The organism is Polaribacter sp. BAL334 (assembly GCF_015767435.1).
Taxonomy (GTDB): domain Bacteria; phylum Bacteroidota; class Bacteroidia; order Flavobacteriales; family Flavobacteriaceae; genus Polaribacter.
The window spans coordinates 1-396 of record NZ_JADWOV010000071.1 but is presented as its reverse complement, the minus strand read 5'-3'; the positions used below and the strand labels follow the sequence as shown (position 1 = coordinate 396).

The window sequence follows — 396 nt, the reverse complement described above, 5'->3', positions numbered from 1 at the left end:
TTGTTTTACAGCAACAGCAAAACAAAAAGTTATTGAAGATATTTGCGAATATTTCAAAGAAAAGTTGGGAATCAAATTTGAAATATTTCCTTCTAAAGCGTCAAGAACCAATCTGCACTATAAGGTTTTTGAAAAAGGAGATGACGAAGAAAAATATAATTCAGTTCGAGATTTAATAGAAGAGAAAGATTGCCCATCTATTATTTATGTTTCAAGAACAAAACGAGCCAGTGACCTTGCTAAGAGATTAAGTGATGACGGTTTTAATGCCAGAGTATTTCATGGTAAGATGGAAAGTCAGGAAAAAACAGAAAACCAAAATGCTTTCATTGCGGGTGATGTTCAAATTATGGTTGCGACCTCTGCCTTTGGGATGGGCGTTGACAAGAAAGATGT

The 396-nt window shown here is 34.6% G+C and carries 1 protein-coding gene; it reads left to right on the top strand.

The genetic code is table 11. The features are described from left to right. On the top strand, positions 1 to 396 hold a 396-nt coding region (locus IU405_RS00385; RefSeq protein WP_262894624.1), incomplete at both ends, for a helicase-related protein.